Annotated in this window: 13 protein-coding genes; 8 read left to right on the forward strand and 5 right to left on the reverse strand. The window is 70.5% G+C overall.

Translation table 11 applies throughout. The features are described 5' to 3' along the window. Nucleotides 1-84 precede the first annotated feature (84 nt). Nucleotides 85-1,485, forward strand: coding sequence for an MFS transporter (locus tag E3O44_RS01225; RefSeq protein ID WP_134531857.1), 1,401 nt, complete (start codon nucleotides 85-87; stop codon nucleotides 1,483-1,485). Between the two features lie 12 nt (nucleotides 1,486-1,497). On the opposite strand, the gene E3O44_RS01230 is transcribed toward E3O44_RS01225, so the two are convergent. Continuing rightward, the gene (locus E3O44_RS01230; protein WP_134531858.1) at nucleotides 1,498-1,860 is read right to left on the reverse strand and encodes a hypothetical protein; all 363 of its coding nucleotides are present in this window, start codon (nucleotides 1,858-1,860) and stop codon (nucleotides 1,498-1,500) included. An 89-nt stretch (nucleotides 1,861-1,949) separates the two neighbouring features. On the opposite strand from E3O44_RS01230, the gene E3O44_RS01235 reads away from it, so the two are divergent. From E3O44_RS01235 to E3O44_RS01245, 3 genes are all read left to right on the forward strand, one after another. Further along, nucleotides 1,950-3,920 carry an APC family permease gene (locus tag E3O44_RS01235; RefSeq protein WP_166792510.1) on the forward strand — a complete coding sequence of 657 codons (1,971 nt, stop codon included), beginning with the start codon at nucleotides 1,950-1,952 and terminating at the stop codon, nucleotides 3,918-3,920. Nucleotides 3,921-3,975: 55 nt separating this feature from the next. Further along, entirely contained in the window at nucleotides 3,976-4,842 is an 867-nt protein-coding gene (locus E3O44_RS01240) for a DUF4097 family beta strand repeat-containing protein (protein WP_134531859.1), read from the forward strand. Nucleotides 4,843-4,903: 61 nt separating this feature from the next. Beyond that, nucleotides 4,904-5,779, forward strand: coding sequence for a hypothetical protein (locus E3O44_RS01245; protein ID WP_134531860.1), 876 nt, complete (start codon nucleotides 4,904-4,906; stop codon nucleotides 5,777-5,779). 9 nt (nucleotides 5,780-5,788) lie between these two features. Here the strand turns inward: E3O44_RS01245 and E3O44_RS01250 are convergent, their stop codons facing one another. Further along, on the reverse strand, nucleotides 5,789-6,730 hold the full coding sequence (locus E3O44_RS01250) for a J domain-containing protein (protein ID WP_134531861.1): 942 nt from the start codon (nucleotides 6,728-6,730) through the stop codon (nucleotides 5,789-5,791). A 189-nt stretch (nucleotides 6,731-6,919) separates the two neighbouring features. Here E3O44_RS01250 and E3O44_RS01255 point away from each other — a divergent pair, with 189 nt between their 5' ends. Then, a complete protein-coding gene (locus E3O44_RS01255; RefSeq protein WP_134531862.1) occupies nucleotides 6,920-7,570 on the forward strand; it encodes a DUF1345 domain-containing protein in 651 nt (216 codons plus the stop codon). A 16-nt stretch (nucleotides 7,571-7,586) separates the two neighbouring features. Here the strand turns inward: E3O44_RS01255 and E3O44_RS01260 are convergent, their stop codons facing one another. The 3 genes from E3O44_RS01260 to E3O44_RS01265 form a co-directional block, all read right to left on the reverse strand. Beyond that, entirely contained in the window at nucleotides 7,587-8,432 is an 846-nt protein-coding gene (locus E3O44_RS01260; protein ID WP_134531863.1) for an SMP-30/gluconolactonase/LRE family protein, read from the reverse strand. Nucleotides 8,433-8,441: 9 nt separating this feature from the next. Beyond that, nucleotides 8,442-8,606 (reverse strand): hypothetical protein, encoded by a 165-nt coding sequence (locus E3O44_RS19105; protein WP_166792511.1) that lies wholly within the window; start codon nucleotides 8,604-8,606, stop codon nucleotides 8,442-8,444. 120 nt (nucleotides 8,607-8,726) lie between these two features. Further along, complete coding sequence (locus tag E3O44_RS01265; protein WP_134531864.1) at nucleotides 8,727-9,425, reverse strand: SOS response-associated peptidase; 699 nt, start codon at nucleotides 9,423-9,425, stop codon at nucleotides 8,727-8,729. Nucleotides 9,426-9,535: 110 nt separating this feature from the next. Between E3O44_RS01265 and E3O44_RS01270 the strand changes: the two genes are divergently transcribed. The 3 genes from E3O44_RS01270 (at nucleotide 9,536) to E3O44_RS01280 (ending at nucleotide 15,393) form a co-directional block, all read left to right on the forward strand. Then, the gene (locus E3O44_RS01270; protein ID WP_134531865.1) at nucleotides 9,536-10,246 is read left to right on the forward strand and encodes a hypothetical protein; all 711 of its coding nucleotides are present in this window, start codon (nucleotides 9,536-9,538) and stop codon (nucleotides 10,244-10,246) included. Nucleotides 10,247-10,248: 2 nt separating this feature from the next. Continuing rightward, complete coding sequence (locus E3O44_RS01275) at nucleotides 10,249-11,910, forward strand: DNA polymerase Y family protein (protein ID WP_134531866.1); 1,662 nt, start codon at nucleotides 10,249-10,251, stop codon at nucleotides 11,908-11,910. Nucleotides 11,911-11,982: 72 nt separating this feature from the next. Beyond that, nucleotides 11,983-15,393: an error-prone DNA polymerase gene (locus tag E3O44_RS01280; RefSeq protein WP_134531867.1), complete on the forward strand. Its 3,411-nt coding sequence runs from the start codon at nucleotides 11,983-11,985 to the stop codon at nucleotides 15,391-15,393. Nucleotides 15,394-15,407: the final 14 nt, after the last annotated feature.

Genomic DNA, 15,407 nt, shown 5'->3' on the forward strand with positions numbered 1-15,407 from the left:
TTCCGGAATTCCTCTGCCGGAATGGGAATGCCGGACTGCCGCCGCCGATTACATCCCTCGTAGCGAATCGACGACGGAGGCCGAATGAGCACGACTGAAGTGGGTTTCCGGTCCGCACGCGGCCCGATCCTGATCGCCCTGATGCTGACGACGGGGCTCGTGGCGATCGACGCGACGATCCTCGCGACAGCCGTGCCGACGATCGTCGGCGACCTCGGCGGCTTCGCCCAGTTCCCCTGGCTGTTCTCGATCTACCTGCTCGCCCAGGCCGTCTCCGTGCCCGTGTACGCGAAGCTCTCGGACACGCTCGGCCGGAAACCGATCGTGATGATCGGCATCGGCCTGTTCCTGCTCGGTTCCGTGCTCTGCGGCCTGGCGTGGAGCATGCCGGCCCTGATCGCTTTCCGGGCGATCCAGGGCCTCGGAGCCGGAGCCGTTCAGCCGATGGCGATCACGATCGCGGGCGACATCTACACCGTCGTCGAGCGGGCGAAGGTGCAGGGCTACCTCGCGAGCGTCTGGGCGATCTCCTCCGTGGTGGGCCCGAGCCTCGGCGGGATTTTCTCGCAGTTCCTGTCCTGGCGGTGGATCTTCTTCGTGAACATCCCGCTGTGCCTCATCGCGGCGTGGATGCTGCAGCGCACCTTCCACGAGACGGTCACGGTCCGCCGCCACCGGGTCGACTACCTCGGCGCGATCCTCCTGACGTCCGCGCTCACGCTGCTCATCCTCGCGGTCCTCGAGGGAGGGCAGGCATGGGCCTGGGACTCCGTACCGAGCATCGCGGCCTTCTCGACCGGGGCCGTGCTCCTCGTGCTGTTCGGGTTCGCGGAGCGTCGAGCCGCAGAACCCGTACTGCCGCTCTGGGCGTTCAGCCGACGCCTGCTGCTCAGCACCGCGCTCATCTCGGTCGGCGTCGGAGCCATCCTGATCGGGCTGACCTCGTTCGTGCCGACCTACCTCGAAGGTGTGCTCGGCACTCCGCCCCTCGTCGCCGGGCTAGCACTCGCCGCGCTCACGGTCGGCTGGCCAATCTCCGCGGCACTGTCCGGCCGGTTCTACCTCAGGATCGGATTCCGGAACACGGCGCTGATCGGCGTCACGATCGTGCTGATCGGCGCGCTGATCCTCGCGGGCACGGCCGGTACGCCGCTTCTCGGCGTGACGGCGCTCAGTTGTTTCGTGGTGGGCCTGGGTCTCGGCCTCGTCGCGACTCCGACCCTGATCGCCGCGCAGTCGAGCGTCGAATGGGACGAGCGCGGGGTCGTGACCGGCGCGAACCTGTTCTCCCGGTCCATCGGCAGCGCCGTCGGCGTGGCGATCTTCGGGGCCGTTGCGAACGCCATCATCGGTGCGTCGGCTTCGGGCGTGCGGGATGCCGCGAGCGTGCAGGCGGCATCCGCTGCCGTCTTCGTCGCGGTCGCCATCACAGCCGCCCTGACCGTGGTCGCCGCGGTCTCGATGCCCCGGCGCACCGCCGGGTGAGGCGGGGACAGGTCAGGGAGTTTCGTCGACGATTCCGATGAAGCGGGTACCGATGCCGTCGACCTCTGTGCGGCTGAGACCGGCAGCGGGGTCCGGAAGTTCGTCCGCGCCATGGTCATCGCAGGTCAGGTAGGTGAAGGCCGGCCACCATTTCTTCGGGCGGGCCGCCTCCGAGAAGCCGCAGACGTCGCAACGGAGTTCGACCCAGACCGGCTTCTTGCCCGTGCGGTTGGCCCGAGACTGCACCAGCCAGTCCGGCGGGTTGCTTTCGATCGCGGCCAGTTCGGCCTCGGTCAGGCGCGCGGGGAGGTCGTGTCGTTGCGCCATCTCGAGCGGAATATCCAGACGCAGTGCGGCCATTCTTCTCGTAATCATCGTGTTCAAGGATAATCGCCGCCGGGCCTCTCGTGCGCGTATGCTAATGCCTGCACTGCGCGACTTCCAGACCAGTAAGGGCCCCTCGTATGCCTCACTCCTCGACGGAGGCCGGCTCCACCGCTGCTCCCCGACCCGTTCCCACCCGGCGGGACCGCCTGTCGCACTGGCTCCTGCAGGACAGCGAGCGTCCGCACCAGGGTCCGCACGCCCGCACCGCGGAGAAGACGCACAGCTGGTGGCGCGTCATGTGCCTCACCGGCGTCGACTACTTCTCCACGCTCGGCTACCAGCCCGCCATCGCCGCACTCGCGGCGGGCCTGCTGTCCCCGTTCGCGACGATCGTCCTCGTCCTGCTGACCCTGCTCGGCGCGCTCCCGGTCTACCGAAGGGTCGCCCGCGAGAGCTTCAACGGTTCCGGGTCCATCCACATGCTCGAACACCTCCTGCCCTGGTGGGCAGGCAAGCTCTTCGTCCTCGCCCTGCTCGGCTTCGCGGCGACCGACTTCATGATCACGATCACCCTCTCCGCTGCGGATGCCACGGCACACGCCATCGAGAATCCGTTCGCCCCCGAGTGGTTCCACGGCAATGAGATCGGCATCACCCTCGCCCTGATCTCACTCCTCGCAATCGTCTTCCTCAAGGGCTTCAAGGAGGCGATCGGCATCGCCGTCGTGCTCGTCGGCGTCTACCTCGCGCTCAACCTCGTGGTGGTGTTCGTCTCCCTGGCTCAGATCGCGAGCCAGCCGGTGATGATCACCGACTGGTGGAGCGCACTCAACGCCCAGCACGGTGATCCGCTGATCATGGTCGGGATCGCCCTGATCGTCTTCCCGAAGCTCGCGCTCGGCCTCTCGGGCTTCGAGACCGGCGTCGCCGTGATGCCGCAGATCACCGGGGACCCGACCGACACCCCCGAGCGCCCCGCCGGGCGGATCAGAGGGGCCGGCCGCCTGCTGACCACGGCCGCCGTGATCATGAGCGGTTTCCTGATCCTGACGAGCTTCATGACGACGTTCCTGATCCCCCAGGCCGAATTCCAGCCCGGCGGCCAGGCGAACGGACGCGCGCTTGCATACCTCGCGCACGAGTTCCTCGGCCCGGTGTTCGGAACCGTGTACGACATCAGCACGATCTGCATCCTCTGGTTCGCCGGGGCATCCGCCATGGCCGGCCTGCTCAACCTCGTGCCCCGGTACCTGCCGCGATACGGTATGGCCCCGCAGTGGGCCCGCGCCGTGCGGCCGCTCGTGCTCGTCTTCACCGCGATCGCGTTCATCATCACGGTCGTCTTCCAGGCCAGCGTCGACGCCCAGGGCGGCGCATACGCAACGGGCGTTCTCGTGCTGATCACCTCGGCGTCCGCCGCGGTGACCCTGTCGGCCCGCCGACAGGGCCAGCGCAAGCGCACGATCGGCTTCGGAATCATCGCCCTCGTCTTCGCGTACACGACCGTGCTCAACGTCATCGAACGCCCGGACGGCCTGCGCATCGCCGGGCTGTTCATCGCCGGGATCCTGCTGATCTCGCTGATCTCCCGGGTGCGCCGTTCCTTCCAGCTGCGGGCGACATCCGTTGCGCTTGACGAGACGGCCCTCGCGTTCGTCAAGGCGGATGCAGCGGACGGCGCCGTCCGGGTCATCGCCAACGAACCGGACGACGGCAGCGAACACGAATACCGGCACAAGGACCTCGACGAACGCCGGTACTCGCACATTCCCCGCGACTCGCAGACGATCTTCCTCGAGGTGCACGGCACAGACTCCTCCGAATTCGAGGAAGACCTCCTCGTGCGCGGAGTGGTCAAGCACGGCTACCGCGTCCTCGAGGTCTACAGCGGGAACATCCCCAACACCCTGGCCTCCGTGCTCCTCGAGATCCGCGACGTGACCGGCGTCGTCCCCACGATCTACTTCGAGTGGACGGAGGGCAGCCCGATTTCCAACATGGCCAGGTTCCTGTTCTTCGGAAACGGCGAGGTCGCACCGGTGACCCGCGAGGTGCTCCGTGTCGCCGAGCGCGACGTCAAGCGCCGGCCGGCGGTGCACGTCAGCTGACCTGACTGGCGCGGGTGCTATGCCGGGAGAGCGGGACCCGGCTAGTGTCGGCTCCATGAGCGCGAGTGCGACACCGCCGGCACGACCACCAGTACCGCCCCAGCCCGCAGGACCAACCCCGCCCACCGCATCGCAGCAGCCGGCCCCGCGCCGCCGGGGCCGCGCGGGCCTCATCGTCGCCGTCGTCGTGCTCGGCCTCGTCATCCTGACCGGGGCGGGACTGCTCATCGCCCTGTTCACCGGCGGCTCGCTCGGCGCACCCGTCCATCTCGCAGCGGATGCCGAAGCCGGGTCGAGCGTGGACGTCCGGGTCCCGAACGCCGCCCTCCGCTTCGAGCCCAGCCCCGATTCCCAGGTGCACGTTCGGGCAGACGGCAGTTCGCTCGGCGCCACCCCGACGCTGGAGATCGGCACGGCGAACGGCGTGACCGAGGTGACCGGGGGCTGCCCGAGCCAGTGGTTCGGCCTGTGCTCCCTGAACATGACGGTGTCCCTGCCCGCGGGACTCTCCCTCACGGCGGACGGGGTGAACGGGCAGATCGAAGTGTCCGGGCTCACCGGCGCGCTCAGGCTGACGACCACGAACGGAGCCATCGAGACGACGGGGTCCCTGGGCCGAGTCGAGGTCCACACCACCAACGGCGCGGTCAGGGTGCGCGATGCCGGTTCCCGCCGAGTGGTGGCCACGACCACGAACGGAGCCGTCGAGGTCGACTTCCGGGATGCCCCTGAGGCCGTCGAGGCGCGCAGCACCAACGGTTCGGTCACGGTCCGCATGCCGGCAGCCGGACTCGCCTACCTCGTCGACGCGCGGACGACGAACGGGAACGTCGACACCGGCTCCGTCCCGAGCGATCCCTCCGCGCGCCGCACCGTCATCGCCCAGACCACCAACGGAGACGTGACGGTCACGACCGGCTGACCCGGCTGCGGCAGCGGCAGCGGCAGCCGGCACCGGGAGCGGGCCATGGAACAATGGACCCATGCCAGACAGCCTCCCTCCCCTCGGCCTCCTCCTCGACGTCGACGGGCCGATCGCCAGTCCGGTCACCCGAACCATCCGGCGGGACAGCATCATCGCCGACCTGATCACGCTCGCCGCCGCGAATGTACCGATCGCCTTCATCACAGGTCGGTCGGCGCTCTTCATCCGCGAGCAGGTCATCACCCCCCTCCTCGCCGCCGGCCTGCCGGAGACCATGCGCATGTACGGTGTCTGCGAGAAGGGCGCCGTGTGGTTCCCGATCACCGCAGCGGGCATGGGCCCGGTGGTCGTCGACCCGAGTGTCGCACTGCCGGCGGCCGCCGTCGACGCGATCCGTTCGCTCGTGCACGACCGTTTCGCCGACACGATGTTCTTCGACGAGACCAAGGAGGCCATGGTGTCCGTCGAACAGCGCACGGATGCCGCCGACGCGGACTACGCAGCGGCCGCGGCCGACTTCAACGAGGCATCCTTCACGATCCTCACGGGCCTCGGGCTCGGGGTCCGCTTCGGCGACCGGGTCGCACCGGATACGTCCGGCGCCGTGCCGTTCCGGATCGATCCGACGATCATCTCGACGGACATCGAGTCCGTCACGCTCGACAAGGACCACGGCGCCGAACGGGCCCTCGCCTTCTTCGCCGAGTCCGGGCCGCTCCCCCGGGTCTGGCGCTCCGTCGGCGACTCCCGCAGTGACTACCTGATGGCGGACCACCTGCACACAGCAGGGTACGAGGTCGCCCACGTGGACGTGCGCCCGTCCGACGGGGTCCTCGACCGGCCGTACCCCGTGATCACCGAGGGTGACCTGATCCACGACGCCGCCGGTGCGGCGTTCCTGGCCTACTGGGTCACCAAGCTCGGCCTCCGCTAGGCCGAACGACTAGTCCGTGACGAAGCGGATGCCGTCCTGAAGGCGGCTGCGCAGGTCGAACACCTTCTCGAAGCTGCCGCGATCCATCCCCGGCAACCCCTCGCGGAGCAGCCCGACGAGCCGCGACCGCGGAATCACGACGACCGTCGGACGCCGGCCACGGCCGGGCACCGCAAGGGGCTCGACCAGGGCGTCGTCGGGCAGCACGACGACGAGGGCGGTGAAGCGCACGCCGAGGGAACGGGAGAGCGCCCGCGCGGCGTCCTCGAATTCGTGCACGGGACGGTCCTCCGGCCGCAGGGTCTCCGCGATGAGCTCGCCGCGGCGGAGTTCGACGGGGGCGCCCCAGTCCTCGGAGAGGATCGCGAACAGGCCGGCCGGGCCGAGGACGACGTGGTCGATCGGGTCAGGGTGCGAACCCGCGAGCACGTCGTGCCACGCCGTGTAGCCGATGCCGAGCAGGGAGACGAGGTGGGCCGTCGATTCCTGGGCAAGGGCGCGGGCCAGGCAGTGCCGGATCTCCCGGGGTGCAGAACGGACGAGCTGGGGAGCGTATGGGTCCTCGATGACGGTGCCGCGGCCGACCCACTCGCGCAGGAGCTCGAGGTACCGCTGCCTGGCGTGCCCGCCCGGGTGTCCGTACATCCGCGCACGGGGGCCCGTCGCCGCGGACGACGCACGGGGCGACCCGGAGGATGAGGCGGAACCGGCGTGCGCGGTCGCGGGATCGTTGTCCGGGTACCGGCGCCGGTCGTAGTCCGCCCGGCTCTCGGGGTTGCCGATCCGTTCCCACGCCACCTGGACGGCCTGGAAGTCGGCAGCGTGACCCCCGACATCCGGGTGCGTGAGACGCAGTCGTTTGCGATAGGCGCGCCGCAATTCCTCGCTGGTCGCCTCCGGGCTCACGCCCAGCACCTCGTATGGCGATGCCGCGGCCGGGCTCTCTGACATCCTCGCGGTCTCTTTCGTTCGATCGGGTGCGGTACGACGCAGTAGTCCTGGGTCTGTACTTGGTCAGACACAGGTCCGACCCGGTCAGACCTGTGTCTGACGTTCTCTTCACCCTATCGAGCGATTCTGGCATCTCGCCCCACCCGTGCCGCTCACGGACTCCGAGAGGATCTGTGGGACGATCGGGCCATGAAGACCTGGGAAACCCTGCGGGTGCGTCGCTCGAGCACCCGCCTGATCGTGATGGCCGTGATCGGCATAACCGCGGCACTCGTCACGTCGATCTGGGGCGACTGGGTGCTCACCCCGATCGTGGGCTGGGCGGCCGCGTGCGTCACCTTCATCGGCTGGGTCTGGCTCGTGATCGCGCCGATGGACGCCGCGACGACCGCGAGCCACGCGACGCGCGAGGACCCGTCCCGCGGCGTATCGGACCTGCTCGTGCTCCTGATCAGCCTCGCAAGCCTCGGCGCCCTCGGCCTCCTCCTCATCGAGACGCATTCCACGACGGGGGCAGCGCAGGTCGTGCTCGCCCTGGTGTCCGTGCTGAGCGTCGTCCTGTCCTGGACGCTGCTGCACACCTTGTTCACCCTGCGCTATGCCCGGCTCTACTACGAGGGAGCGGATGGCGGGATCGAGTTCAACCAGAACGAACCGCCGAGCTACGGGGACTTCGCCTATCTCGCATTCACCCTGGGGATGACCTTCCAGGTGTCGGACACCAACCTGCAGACGCACGCCATCCGGATGACGGCGCTCCGCCACGGACTGCTGTCCTACCTCTTCGGATCCGTCATCCTCGCGACGATGATCAATCTCGTCGCCGGGCTGCTGCACTGAGCGGGGACCTGGCCGTTCAGCCGGCGAACTCCCGCACGGGCAGACCGGGGACCCCGGCATCCACCCGGAACAGCGATCCGGCGAGGGCCTCTTCTCCCTCGTCGAGGCCTTCCCGGGAGGTTGTGATGAAGAGCTCGTCGAGGTTCGGTCCGCCGAAGGTGCATGCGGTGACGCGGCTCGCGGCGACCTCGACGACAGCGTCGAGCCTGCCATCCGGCGTATAGCGGTGCACGGCACTCCCGCCGTAGAGGGCCACCCAGACCCCGCCCTGGCTGTCCACCGTAAGGCCGTCCGGAAAGCCCGTTTCCGCGGGGATCTCGACGAAGCTGCGGAGGCCGGTCAGGCCCGTCTCGGCGCTGTAGTCGAACACGGCGATCCGGCCGGTCGCGGTGTCGTTGTAGTAGGCGAGGGAACCGTCGGGGCTCCAGTCCAGTCCGTTGGAGATCGTCAGTCCCGTCAGGACGACGTCGACGGAGCCGTCCGGATCGAGGCGGCGGAGCGAACCGGCGCCCGGGTGCTGGTCGAATGCCATGGATCCGCAGTAAAAACGGCCGTCCGGATCGCATCCGCCTTCATTGAGCCGCAGGAGCTGGTCGCTCCAGAGCTCCCCGAGCTCGGTGATCGTGCCGTCGGTGCTCTCGAGGGCGAAACCGCGCTGCAGGGCCAGGACGGCACCGCCCGCCCGGCGCGGCCGCACGGTCACGACCATGCTGCCGACGTGCCTGCGGTGCACGGTGTCGCCGTCGAGCGAGAGGATGTCTCCCGCGAACATGTCGAGCCAGCGCAGGCCGCCCCACGAGGGGCACCACACGGGGCCCTCGCCGTGGAAGGCGAGCGGATCGGTACGCTGTTCGGCCTGCATGGATCGCGCTCAGTCGCGCAGGATCTGGACGGGAATCGCCACGGCGAGGGCCACGCAGAGGATCCCGCCGAAGAAGATCGGCAGCTGGCCGGCGGTGACGGTGAAGGCGAACCCGAAGAGCCACAGTCCGAAGACGAACACGGCCATCGCGAAGATGAAGGCGACAACATTCATGGGAAGAGTCCTTTCCAGAGCGGCCCGGCCGTTCCGCGCCACCACGAGCGTAACCGGTCACGGTACGGGCGCGGGGGCCGGATCGTCACCGGCCGGAGGGCCGGATGGTCGGCGGCCGGATCAGGCCACTGGTTCGATCAGTTCCGGACCGTTGCCGGTGAGCGGTGCGACCTCATGGAACCGCAGTCCCTCCACCGACTCCGCAGAGGCGCCGACAGCAGCGTCCACGAACTCCTGATCGCCGACGGTGTGCGGGTCGAGCCATTGGTCCCAGGTCTCCTCCGGGAGCACGACGGGCATCCGCTCGTGAAGGCCCCTCAGGCGGCCGGTCGCCTCCTGGGTCAGGATCGTCGCGCTCAGCACCCAGCGCGCCGGGTCGTCTTCCGCGAGGTCCGGGTTGCGCCACCAGGCATAGAGACCGGCGAGGGCGAGGGGCAGCCCGTCGTCCGAATGCACGAAATACGGGGTCTTGACGGTGCCCTCCGTGCGCCATTCGTAGTAGCCGGTGGCCGGAACGAGGGCGCGCCTGGACGCAAGCGACGGCTGGAACGTGGCCTTCTCCCCCACGGTCTCCGACCGGGCGTTGAAGGTCGGGAACTTCGACACGAGCGCCGTCGCGAAGGAGGGCACGAGCGACCAGCGTGCAGACTCGAGCCTGCGCACGACACTGCCGGATTTCGCCGACTCGAGCACGATCGGAATCCGCTCGGTCGGCGCGATGTTCCACGACGGCTCCGGGAGGTTCTCGCCCTCGTGCTCGACGTCGAACATCGCGGCGAGGTCCGGCGCCGTGTCCGTGATGATGAATCGACCGCACATGACCTCAGGCTAGCGCGGCCCACCGACATCCCTCGCCCGGGGCTCCCCCAGGTGCTGCGCCCGCACCCGGCCCCCTTGACTTAATCGAAAGTCTGTTCGAATATAGTGAGGTGTCCCGTCTTCCCGTCCCCCGCACCGGAGCCGGCTCGCGAGAGGTCGCGGCCGGGCTCCAGTCGCGCATCCGCGGGATGGAATCCACGAGGCTCGGGCTCGAGACCCGGCCGGCCGCTGCGGGATTCGAGGGCCTCCTGCCCGGAGGGGCGCTCAGGCCCGGCGCGGTCTACGCCGTGGACAGCTCCATCTCCCTCCTCCTCGCCCTGCTCGCCGGGCCGTCCGTCGCCGGGTCGTGGTGCGGGATCATCGGCCTGCCCGATCTCGGTCCCGAGGCGGCGACGAGCCTGGGAATCGACCTGGCGCGTCTCGTCCTGGTGCCTGCACCCGGCGACCACTGGCTCACGGTCACGGCTGCCCTCGCCGACGTGCTTCCCGTCGTCGCGGTCCGGCCGCCGCGGCGCGTGTCGGAGACCGAGGCCTCCCGCCTCGGCGCCAGGCTCCGGCAGCGCGGGTGCACGCTTCTCGTCGCCGGAGAGTGGCCGCAGGCGGAGGCGCGGCTCTCCCTGCGCACGAACACCTGGTCCGGGCTCGGGTTCGGCCACGGCCACCTGACCGGACGAGAGGTCCTCGTCGCCGCATCCGCGCGCTCGGGCTTCCCCCGCACCGCACGGATGTCGCTGGCCGGCCTGTCGTCGGAGGCCCCGGCCGACCAGGACTCCCGACTCGACGTCCAGCTCCCCGCACTGCGGTACGGCGAGGCGGTATGACGATGACCGCGCTCACCGGCCCACTCACCGGCCCCGCCAACGGCCCGGGTGTCGGGCGAACGTCCGGACCCGATCGGACCATCGTGCTGTGGTGCCCGGACTGGCCGGTCACGGCGGCCCGGGCGCGGGCAGGGCTCCCTGCGGATGCCCCGGTCGCGCTCGTCGACAGGGGAACCGTGTTCGCGTGCTCGACGGCCGCCCGCGGGGCCGGGGTGCGGCGAGGACTCACCGTCCGTGAGGCCCAGTTCCGCTGCCCTGACCTCATCGCCCTCGGCTACGACCGCGTGCTCGACGATCGGGCGTTCGAGCCGGTCATCGAACGCCTCGAGGACACGACGCCCGGGGTGCAGCTACTCCGGCCAGGACTGTGCGCCGTCCGCTCCCGCGGGCCGGCCCGCTTCTACGGGAACGAACGGGCTGCCGCGGAGACGCTGATCGCCTGCGTCGCCGCACTCGGGATTCCCGGCGCCAGGGCCGGCATCGCCGATGGCGCCTTCGCCGCGGAACAGGTCGCCAGGGACGCGGGCACCGCCCCGGTGAGGGTCGTCCCGCCCGGCGGCTCCGCGGCCTTCCTCGCCGTCCGTCCGGTGACGACGCTCGTCGACGCCGGTCTCATCGACGGAGAACTCGCGACCCTGCTCCGTCGACTCGGGGTGCACACCCTGCGGGATTTCGCGGCGCTCCCCGCCGACCGGGTCCGGCACCGCTTCGGGGCGGCAGCCGCACGCGCCCACCGGATCGCCGGGGCGACCGATGACAGCAGGGTCGTACCCCGCGTCCCGCCCCGGCACCGGGAGGTGGCCTTCGACTGGGAACCCCCGCTCGACCGCGTCGACCAGGTCACCTTCGCCATCCGCGCGGGACTCGACGACTTCGTTAGGTCCCTCGCCGCTTCGCGCCTCGTCTGCACGGAGGTCACTATCGAGGTCTGCACCGACTCCGCAGCGGGAGCCGGAGCCGTCCAGACCCGGTCGTGGCGGCATCCGCGCTGGTTCACCGGCACCGACATCGCGGACCGGGTGCGCTGGCAGTTGCAGGGCGCTGGCCCCGGCGCGAGCGAGCTCGAGGCCGCCATCACCCGGGTGCGGGTCATCCCCGAGCGGGTGGACTCGACCGCCGATCACGAGCAGGGACTCTGGGACTCCGGGCCCGACGAGAGGATCCACCACGCGCTCACCCGCGTGCAGGGCCTGCTCGGGCACGACGGTGTGCTCACCGCGGTCCCCGGCGGCGGACGGCTGCTCAGGGACCGCCGGGTGCTCGTCCCCTGGGGCGACGCGCCCCCGGCCACCCAGGTGCAGCCCGCGGCCGCGCGCGAACGCGCAGCCGCGGCACCCTGGCCCGGCCGGCTTCCCGGGCTCTCCCCTGCGACGGTCTTCACCGACCCGCCCCCGGTCCTGCTCCTCGCGCCGGACGGTACCTCCGTCGGGGTCGACGACCGCGGCGTCCTCTCCGGAGCCCCGGCGTCCTTCTCGCCCGGCCTCCGGCAGGAGGACCTCGGCGCCGTCACGGCCTGGGCCGGACCGTGGCCGCTCGTCGAGCACTGGTGGGATCCCGTCAGGGCGTACCACTCGCAGCGCCTCCAGCTCGTGGACACGTCGGGAACGGCGTGGTTGCTGCTCCTCGAGGCAGCCGGCTGGGTCGCGGAGGCCCGGTATGACTGAAAACCCGATGACTGAGGATGCGATGACCGAGAACCCAATGGCTGAGGACCCGATGGCTGAGGTCGCCGGCTGATGGGCTGGAGCAATCCCCCGATCCCGTGGTCCGAACTCGAGCGCGCCCTCTCGGACCGGCACCGTCCCGGCGGACCGCCACCAGGAGCCGACGGCGGCGACAGCCCGGCGTGGTCGAGCAAGCGCCGGCCATACGCCCCTGCCCGGCCGACGCCACCCGCGGGCCCTGCCGCCGAGGCTGCCGTCGTGCCGTACGCCGAGCTGCACGCGCACTCCAACTTCAGCTTCCTCGATGGTGCGAGTTCCCCGGAGGCCCTGCTCGAGGAAGCTTCGAGACTCGGACTCTCCGCTCTCGCCCTGGCCGACCACGACGGGCTCTACGGCGCCGTTCGCCTCGCCGAGACGGCCGAGAGCTTCCCGGGCATCGCCACGGTCTTCGGCGCCGAGCTCTCCCTCGGCCTCACCGAGCCCCAGAACGGCAGCGCGGACCCGGCCGGCACCCACCTGCTCGTGCTGGCCCGCGGCCAGGCCGGCTACCACCGCCTCTCCGGTGCCCTCACGAACGCGCATCTCGCCGGCGGGGAGAAGGGCCGCCCGGTGTACGACCTGGAGGAGCTCGCGGCCCGGGCCGACGGTACCTGGGCCGTGCTGACCGGGTGCCGCAAGGGCGCCGTCCGCCGGGCGCTCGCCGCGGGGGGCCCCGCTGCCGCGGCACGGGAACTGGGCGCGCTCGTGCGCCTCTTCGGCAGGGACAACGTTTTCGTGGAACTGTACGACCACGGCTACCCGGCGGACAGCGCCGCCAACGACGTCCTCGCGGGACTCGCCGGTGAAGCCGGCCTGCCGGTGCTCGCCACGAATGCCGTGCACTACGCCACCCCGGCGGGCTCCCGGCTCGCAGCGGCGCTCGCGTCCGTGCGCGCCCGGCGCAGCCTCGACCAGATGGACGGCTGGCTCGCCGGCTCCGACGGGGCGCACCTGCGCAGTGGAGCCGAGATGGCCGCCCGATTCGCGCGCTATCCCGGCGCGGTCGCGAACACGGTTCCGCTCGCGGCCGAGCTCGCCTTCTCGCTCCGCAGGGCCCGCCCTCGCCTGCCGCGTCAGGACGTCCCTGCCGGGCACACGCCGATGACGTGGCTGCGCTCCCTCGTGATGGACGGCGTGGCCGAGAAGTACCCGGGCGCCTCCCCGTCGGTGCTCGAGCGCATCGAGAAGGAGCTCGCGGTCATCGAGGCCAAGGATTTCCCCGGCTACTTCCTGATCGTGCACGACATCGTCCGGTTCGCGCGCAGTCGCGGCATCCTCTGCCAGGGCCGTGGCTCCGCGGCGAACTCCGCCGTCTGCTTCGTGCTCGGCATCACCGCCGTCGACTCGATCTTCTACCGGCTTCCCTTCGAACGCTTCCTGTCGAGCCTCCGGGACGAGGAACCGGACATCGACGTCGACTTCGACTCCGACCGGCGCGAGGAGGTCATCCAGTACGTCTACGGCCGCTACGGCAGGCTCAACGCCGCGCAGGTCGCGAACGTCATCACCTACCGGCCGAAGATCGCCGTGAGGGACATGTCCAAGGCTCTCGGTTTCAGCACCGGGCAGCAGGACGCCTGGTCCAAGCAGGTCGAGCGCTGGGGCGAGGCCGTGTCGAGCCCGGAGCACGACATCCCCCCGCTCGTGACCGACCTCGCCGAACAGCTCCTCGGCTCGCCCCGGCACCTCGGAATCCACTCCGGCGGCATGGTCCTGACCGACCGGCCCGTCGGCGAGGTCTGCCCGATCGAGCCGGCGAGGATGGACAACCGGACCGTGCTGCAGTGGGACAAGGACGACTGCGCCTGGATGGGCCTGGTGAAGTTCGACCTGCTCGGACTCGGCATGCTCGCGGCCATCCAGTACGCCTTCGACCTCACGACCCTGCACCTCGGCGAGACGTGGACCCTCGCGACCATCCCTCGCGAGGAGGCCGGCGTCTACGACCAGCTCTGCCGGGCGGACTCCGTCGGCGTCTTCCAGGTCGAAAGCCGCGCCCAGATGGGGACCCTGCCCCGGTTGCAGCCGCGCCGGTTCTATGACCTCGTCGTCGAGATCGCCCTGATCCGGCCGGGGCCCATCCAGGGCGGTGCCGTGCATCCGTACATCCGCCGCAAGCTCGGCCAGGAACCGGTGACGTACCTGCACCCGAAACTCGAGCCCGTGCTCGAGCGCACCCTCGGCATCCCGCTCTTCCAGGAGCAGCTCATGCAGATGGCGATGGCCGTCGGCGGGTGCTCCGGCGAGGACGCCGACCTGCTCCGGCGCGCGATGGGGTCCAAGCGCGGCATCGAGAAGATCTCCACCCTCCGCGGCCGGCTGTATGCCGGGATGGCAGGCAACGGCATCACCGGGGACGTGGCGGACACGATCTACGCCAAGATCGAGGCCTTCGCCAACTTCGGCTTCGCGGAGAGCCACTCGATCAGCTTCGCGCTGCTCGTCTATGCGAGCGCCTGGTTGCGCCTGCACTACCCCGGCGCCTTCCTGGCGGCCCTCCTCCGCGCCCAGCCCATGGGCTTCTACTCTCCGCAGTCTCTCGTCGCGGACGCGCGCCGTCACGGCGTCACCGTACTCCGCCCGGACATCCTGCGCTCGGGTGCCGACGCCGGCCTCGAGCCCACCGGGGCTCCCGCGACGGTCCGCAGGGCGGCCTGCCTGTGCACAGAGCAGCCGCCGGTGCCGCCCTTCGACCGCGCGGTTCCGCCGGACTGGGCCGACCACCGCAGGGACGGCGACTTCGCCGTCCGCCTCGGCCTCGCCGAGGTCTCCGGCATCGGCGGCGACCTCGCCCGCCGCATCGTCGCCGAGCGCGACCTGAACGGACCGTACCTGTCCATGGCGGATGCCGCCGGCCGGGTCGGACTCAACACGGAGCAGCTCGAGGCGCTCGCCGCCGCCGGCGCCTTCTCCGGTCTCGGGCTCGAACCACGGACTGCCCTCTGGACGGCCGGAGAGGCGGCGACCGAGCGACCCGACCACCTCAGCGGCACAGCGGTCACCGTGCAGCCGCCGTTGCTCGACCTCCTCAGCCCCGTCGAACAGGTCGTCTACGATCTCTGGGCGACCGGCATTTCGCCGGACGACCATCCGATCGGTCACGCGCGCACGGGGCTGGACGCACGGGGCGCCGTGCCGATCGACCGACTGGCCACGGTCGAGTCCGGACGCCGGATCCAGGTCGGCGGCGTCGTCACGCACCGGCAGCGACCTTCGACCGCCGGTGGGGTGACCTTCCTCAACCTCGAGGACGAGACCGGGACCCTGAACGTCATCGCCGGGACCGGCGTCTGGAACCGGTACCGTCGGATCGCCAGGGAGTCCCCCGCTCTCGTCGTGCGCGGCATCCTGGAGCGTTCACCGGAAGGCGTCACGAACCTCCTCGCCGACAAGTTCGACACCCTCACCCTCGCTGCACCGACGACGTCCCGGGACTTCCGCTGAGGGCCCGATCGTCG

The organism is Cryobacterium algoricola, assembly GCF_004402485.1.
Lineage (GTDB): Bacteria > Actinomycetota > Actinomycetes > Actinomycetales > Microbacteriaceae > Cryobacterium > Cryobacterium algoricola.

Bases quoted from the DNA above. Each gene is read 5' to 3' on its own strand.
- E3O44_RS19105 (WP_166792511.1), bottom strand. From the start codon at position 8,606: ATGAATGTTGTCGCCTTCATCTTCGCGATGGCCGTGTTCGTCTTCGGA.
- E3O44_RS01255 (WP_134531862.1), top strand. From the start codon at position 6,920: ATGAAGACCTGGGAAACCCTGCGGGTGCGTCGCTCGAGCACCCGCCTG.
- E3O44_RS01260 (WP_134531863.1), bottom strand. From the start codon at position 8,432: ATGCAGGCCGAACAGCGTACCGATCCGCTCGCCTTCCACGGCGAGGGC.
- E3O44_RS01280 (WP_134531867.1), top strand. From the start codon at position 11,983: ATGGGCTGGAGCAATCCCCCGATCCCGTGGTCCGAACTCGAGCGCGCC.
- E3O44_RS01240 (WP_134531859.1), top strand. From the start codon at position 3,976: ATGAGCGCGAGTGCGACACCGCCGGCACGACCACCAGTACCGCCCCAG.
- E3O44_RS01245 (WP_134531860.1), top strand. From the start codon at position 4,904: ATGCCAGACAGCCTCCCTCCCCTCGGCCTCCTCCTCGACGTCGACGGG.
- E3O44_RS01265 (WP_134531864.1), bottom strand. From the start codon at position 9,425: ATGTGCGGTCGATTCATCATCACGGACACGGCGCCGGACCTCGCCGCG.
- E3O44_RS01235 (WP_166792510.1), top strand. From the start codon at position 1,950: ATGCCTCACTCCTCGACGGAGGCCGGCTCCACCGCTGCTCCCCGACCC.
- E3O44_RS01275 (WP_134531866.1), top strand. From the start codon at position 10,249: ATGACCGCGCTCACCGGCCCACTCACCGGCCCCGCCAACGGCCCGGGT.
- E3O44_RS01230 (WP_134531858.1), bottom strand. From the start codon at position 1,860: ATGATTACGAGAAGAATGGCCGCACTGCGTCTGGATATTCCGCTCGAG.
- E3O44_RS01250 (WP_134531861.1), bottom strand. From the start codon at position 6,730: ATGTCAGAGAGCCCGGCCGCGGCATCGCCATACGAGGTGCTGGGCGTG.
- E3O44_RS01225 (WP_134531857.1), top strand. From the start codon at position 85: ATGAGCACGACTGAAGTGGGTTTCCGGTCCGCACGCGGCCCGATCCTG.